The organism is Mesorhizobium sp. M7A.F.Ca.AU.002.02.1.1 (genome assembly GCF_003998535.1).
GTDB lineage: Bacteria > Pseudomonadota > Alphaproteobacteria > Rhizobiales > Rhizobiaceae > Mesorhizobium > Mesorhizobium ciceri.
The window spans coordinates 1-5511 of record NZ_RZPB01000418.1 but is presented as its reverse complement, the minus strand read 5'-3'; the positions used below and the strand labels follow the sequence as shown (position 1 = coordinate 5511).

Sequence of the window (5511 nt, the reverse complement as noted above, 5' to 3'; positions counted from 1 at the left end):
GGTCTGTCCATTGGAAAGCGTCACCCCGCCAGTCGTCAGATTGCCGTTGCCGCCGAGTGCCACGACAAAACCGTTCGCACCCGACTTGGTCACGGCGTCGTCCAGCGTCGTCGGGTCGGCCAGCGTGCCGGCACCGGCGAGGCCGCCATCGGCGTAGTAGAACTTGCCGAAGGCGGCATTGGTGGCGGCGTTGATGGCGACACGCGTCGTCGAGCCGCCGGTCAGCGTCTGCGACTGGACGCGGACGCCGATATCGCCACGCACGCGCTCGTTGACGCGCTTGCGCAGGCCTTCGCTGACCGGATAGACCGGCTCCGGCCCGCTGTCGGCCCCATTGGCGGCGTGGTCCGAGCCGCTGCCGGGATTGAACGGGATGTTCAGCCGCACACTGCCGGCGAACTGGGTGTCGTCGCGATTGTCGTTGCGGACCTCGCCGGCGAAGACCAGTTCCGTGTTGCTGCCGAAAACATCGCCGATCGTATACTCGAAGCCGGCCTTGGCGCCCGTGACGCTGCCGTCGTCGCCATGCGGATCCTCGAAATGATAGACGCCAATGTCGAGCCGCAGCGAATGCTTGTCGGGCAGGTTGACCGGCACCTGCGCGCCGATCTCGCCCTCGATGCCCCATGCCGCGTAATCGCGGTGGTCGAGGACCGAGATCTGCTCGATCAGCTGGTTGCTGACCATCGACAGGGTCGAACTGGTCGAGTGATCCGTCGAATCACCCTTGATCGGCAGATAGACGTTCACATGCGCATCGAAATGAGGCGTGATCGCCTCGGCGCCCAGCGTGGCCGCGGTGAACTGGGTGGAGTTGTAGTTCTCGAGATTGAGATAGGCGTAGCCGCCGATCATCAGGTCCGGGTTGACGATGCGGCGAATGCCGAGGCCGACATCCTGGCCGGAACCATCCTTGAAATCGTGCTTGGCCCGGACATCCAGGAACAGCACGGATTCGGCCGTCTGCTTGAGCGGGATGAAACCTTCGAGCGCGCCGTTGCCGCCATTGTTGTCGGCGCCGATGATGGCGCGGATCTGCGGCTGCCATAGCCCGTTGGGATCGCCATAGGCGGCCATGCCTGAAAGGCCGAGCGCCAGCGTCGTCAGTGCCGTCGTCTTCCAGAGATGCCTGGCGATTCGCGAACGGCGATAGCCGGCGTGCACGCGGAAATCCTCCCCACGCGCCGCCATCTCACCAACTTGCCGAGGCGTCTCGGTAGTTCCCATCCCTGGCGAGTCCTTCGGGGACTGCACGCACCCCGTGTAAAATCTTACTCGAATTCTATTGTATAGCGAGTCTCCGGCGCTTCGATTTCTGAGGGCCTCCTGCAATATTGTTCGTTGTATCCGAAAAGCCACAGTAATTTCGCCGGCTTGCTTGCCTCCTGCTCGGCTTCCGGAACAGTCGCGGGTGTTGTATCAAGCCATGCTCGGGAGAATACCGGGCGCGGCGAGGAAACATGCAAGGCATCCGGCAAAACAACATGACATTTACTTTAGCTAGATCTAATTTACTTGGCATGGCCGCGGGGCTGGCCGCCCTGTGGCTTGCTCTGGCCACCGGCCCGGCCCTCGCCGAAGATGCCAAGCCGGCCCAGCCAAAGCCGGCTGAAACCAATGCAAAACCGGCCGATGCCAATCCGTGGGCGATGAACTGCTCCAGCGGTTCGGCGACCACCGAGCTTCAGTGCCAGCTTTCGCAGAACCTGACCGAGGCCAAGACCGGGCAGCGCGTGCTGACCGTGACCGTGCGCCGCGACAACGGCAATGGCAGCCTCGCCATGCTGCTTGCCCTGCCGCACGGCCTGTTCCTGCCGTCCGGCGCCTCCTTCCAGATCGACCAGGGCCAGAAGACGACGATTGCCATCCAGACCAGCGACCAGAACGGCGCCTATGCCGCCACGCCGCTGTCGGCGGATCTCATCAAGGCCATGAAGTCGGGGACCAATCTGAACATCGGCATGGAATCGGTCACCCGCAAGCCGGTCACCATCCCGGTGTCGCTGGCTGGCTTCACCGCTGCCGTCGCCAAGCTGGAATCGATCAAGTAGCTGTTGTCAGCGGCTTGATTGTCGATGCCCGGAATGCTCCGTTGCCGCTTCGGACAGTGGAGAAACCCATGACAGGCTTTGTCGACCGCCAGCGCGCGGCGCAACTGATGGACCGCGCCGGCATCGAGGCGCTGGTGCTGTGCGCGCCCGAGGCCTTCCACTATGCGACCGGAGCCTCGATCGGCCCGGCGGGACTGTTCCGGCGCGCCGGCGCCGGCTTTGTCGTCATCCCGGCTGGCCGAGACCTGCCGATCGGCGTCGTGGTGGCGGACTTCAATGCGGGACAATTGCAGCGGGTTCTGCCGGATGCTGTCATCCGCAGCCACCCGATCTGGATCGAAGCCGCCACGCTGGACGCCTCGACGTCAGGGCAAGGGTTGCCGCAACGCATCGAGGCCGGCCTTGCCGGCCGGGCGCCGGGTTTTTCTCGGCCCGCGACATTCGAACTCGCTCGTGCCGTCGACGAGCTGAAGCAGATCCTGACCGGGTTCGGGCTCGGGCGCGCAAGGGTCGGCGTCGACCTCGATTTTGTGCCCGCCGCCGATTTCTCGGTCATGCAGGCGCTGTTGCCGGCCTGCACGATGGTCGACGGCTCGGCCGTGCTCGACAGGTTGCGGGCCATCAAGTCGCCGCGCGAGATCGACCTGCTGCAGCAAGGCATCATCCTGTCGGAAGCCGGGCTGGAGCGGCTGCAGGTCGATGCGATGGCCGGCATGCGCCAGGCCGATCTCATTGCCCTCTACCGGCAAGGTGTCGCCACGGCCGCGTCCGGCCTGTCTCATCCGGTCCAAACTGCCGAATATGTGACGCTGGGCGCTCGGGCCAAAGATGCCGATGCGAAAGCGATGCCTGGCGATCCGCTGAAGTGCGACATGGTCTGCACGGTCGGCGGCTACGCCTCCGACATGTCGCGCAACTTCACCTTCGGGCCGCCATCCGCCGAGCAGGCCGAACTGCACGCCATTGCCGAGCGGGCCTTTGACGACGGGCTGGCGTCCCTTGTTGCGGGAACCACGCTCGCCCACGTGCATTGCGTCGCCACCGACAGCCTGGCGCGGCAAGGGCTGCGCACCTACCGCCGCGGCCATTTCGGCCATGGCGTCGGCCAGTCGGTGTTTTCCGAACAATGGCCGTTCATCGCCGCCGACAGCGATGTCGTGATCGAAACCGGCATGGTGCTGGCCTTCGAGATCCCGCTCTACATAGACGGCCTCGCCAGCTTCAATCTCGAGGACCAGTTCCTGATCACGCCGGACGGGCCCAAGCCGATGAACAGGCTGCCGCGACGGCTGGAGAGGATTGGATAACGAGGCGGGTCACTGCAGGGACAGCGCTCTACGCCCCCCTTGCCCTACCGGGCATCTCCCCCTCAAGGGGGGAGATTGGCAGCTTCGCCGTCTCGCCCACCTTACCGTGTAGATGATTTGGCGAAGGCTGTTGAGCGCGTAATCTCCCCCCTTGAGGGGGAGATGTCCGGCAGGACAGAGGGGGCGCCACGGAACTCGGCGGTGGGGTGCCAAGCACCTAACCACTCACCGCCGGCCTTCTCCCCCTCCACGGCATCTCTTGTTCCAGCTGCGCCGACGCGGCCAGCACCGTTGCCTCGTCGCCGTAGCGGCCGACCAGCTGCACGCCGATCGGGACGCCGTCTTTCGACCAGCCGAGCGGCAGCGAGATCGCCGGCTGGCCGGAGATGTTGAAGGGGAAGGCAAACACCGCGTCCGTCCATTTGGCATTGTAGCGGTCGATATCCGTCTCCGACATGTCGTAATAGCCGAGCGGGCGCGGCAGCTGCGTCAGCGTCGGGGTGATGAAGAGATCGTAGGCGCCAAGGTCGCCGACGATGTCGCGGCCGACCTGCCTGAGCTGCTCGACGTCGGAGATGTGCCTGGTGCCGCTGGTCGCACGGCCGCGCTCGATGATCGCGAAGGTCACCGCCTCGACATCGCCCGGTGTCACCGACCGCCCCATCACCGTTTCAAGGTAGTCGAAGGTCGCCGCCGTCTGCACGCAGGTCATGTTGGTGTAGGTCTTCCACACAGCATCGGCGTCGAGCGGCATGTCATGCTCCTCGACATGGTGGCCGAGCCGCTCGAGTACAGCCACGGTCTCCAGCACCGCCGCCTTCACCTCCGGATCGATCGCGGTGCCGTTGGGCGGCGTGACGGAAAAGCCGATGCGCAGCTTCGTTGGCGCCCGCGCCGACAGGCTGAGCCAGCTGCCATCAGGAACCGGCGGCGTGTAGGGGTCGCCCGGCAGCGCGCCGGCGACCGCGTCGAGATAGGCCGCCGTGTCGCGCACCGTGCGCGAGCAGCAGAGGAAATAGGCGCCGCCATACCAATAGTCGCCGAACGGCGCAAGGCTGACGCGGCCGCGCGACGGCTTCAGGCCGACGATGCCGCAGCAGGAGGCCGGGATGCGGATCGAGCCGGCGCCATCGCTGGCTTCGGCGATCGGCACCATGCGCGAAGCAATCGCCGCGGCCGCTCCGCCGCTGGAGCCGCCGGGCGTGATGCCTTCCTTCCACGGGTTCTTCGTCGCGCCGTAGAGCTTTGGCTCGGTGGTGATCGACCAGCCATTTTCTGGGGCGTTCGACTTGCCGACCAGCACCAGCCCGGCCGCCTTCATGCGGCGAACCACTTCGGTGTCGAAATCGGCGACGACATCTTTCAGGTAGAATGAGGAGTTGGTGTTCGGCGCCCCGGTCCAGGACGAGGCCAGCTCCTTGAGCAGGAATGGCACGCCGGCGAAGGGCGCTGATGTGTCGACCGTCTGCGCCTGGCCGCGCGCCATGTCGTAGAGGCGATGGATGACCGCATTGAGCGTCGGGTTGAGCCGCTCGACCAGCGTGATCGCCGCTTCCACCAGCTCCGCCGGGGTAACGTCGCCGCGCTTCACCAGCGCCGCAAGGTCCAGCGCGTCGGACTCGGCATAGGTTTTCAGCAGACTGTCGGTGACGGCGGCCATATCTCTCTCCTTCGGCGGATAGCTTGTGTTGATGCTGCTCCTGCGGAGAACTGTATTGGGGCATCGGCCCCCTCACCCAGCCTCCGCTTCGCTCGGCTGACCTCTCCCCGAGGGGAGAGGAGACTTGCAGCGCCAGCGCCACCCTCTTCTCCCCAACGGGGAGAAGGTGGCCGCGAAGCGGCCGGATGAGGGGGGCTGGCGCGACTTCAGGCCAGGTCGATGGTCCGTCCCAGTGCGATGCTCTGCTCGGCGGCCAGCACGATGCGCAGGCTGTTGACCGCCGCATCCATCTGCTCGGTGAGGTCGAGATCCTCGCGGATGGCGCGCAGGAAGAAGGCCTGCTCGCGATCGCACAGTTCCTGGTGGCCGGGTTCGTCCTCCATGCTGACGATCTCGTCGGGTTTGGAGAAATTCTTGTCGCCGTCGACAGCGGCATAGTGGATCTTCAGCGCATCGGTCTTGGTGTGGCGGTCGGTGTCGGCGGCATTCGAGA

General features: G+C 65.4%; 4 protein-coding genes and 1 pseudogene. 2 read left to right on the top strand and 3 right to left on the bottom strand.

Annotated elements, in window-relative coordinates; genetic code table 11:
* On the bottom strand, positions 1 to 1227 hold a 1227-nt coding region (locus EN879_RS22855; protein WP_206520983.1), incomplete at its 3' end, for an inverse autotransporter beta domain-containing protein.
* 293 nt (positions 1228 to 1520) lie between these two features.
* Between EN879_RS22855 and EN879_RS22850 the strand changes: the two genes are divergently transcribed.
* Together EN879_RS22850 and EN879_RS22845 are read left to right on the top strand one after the other, a co-directional pair.
* Positions 1521 to 2051: an invasion associated locus B family protein gene (locus EN879_RS22850; RefSeq protein WP_244514247.1), complete on the top strand. Its 531-nt coding sequence runs from the start codon at positions 1521 to 1523 to the stop codon at positions 2049 to 2051.
* Positions 2052 to 2119: 68 nt separating this feature from the next.
* Positions 2120 to 3358, top strand: a complete 1239-nt coding sequence (locus EN879_RS22845; protein ID WP_063169584.1) for a Xaa-Pro peptidase family protein — start codon at positions 2120 to 2122, stop codon at positions 3356 to 3358.
* Between the two features lie 217 nt (positions 3359 to 3575).
* On the opposite strand, the gene EN879_RS22835 is transcribed toward EN879_RS22845, so the two are convergent.
* Together EN879_RS22835 and EN879_RS22830 are read right to left on the bottom strand one after the other, a co-directional pair.
* On the bottom strand, positions 3576 to 5018 hold the full coding sequence (locus tag EN879_RS22835; protein ID WP_063169585.1) for an amidase: 1443 nt from the start codon (positions 5016 to 5018) through the stop codon (positions 3576 to 3578).
* 206 nt (positions 5019 to 5224) lie between these two features.
* Positions 5225 to 5511 (bottom strand): annotated as a pseudogene (locus tag EN879_RS22830) (gfo/Idh/MocA family oxidoreductase); the annotation flags it as partial.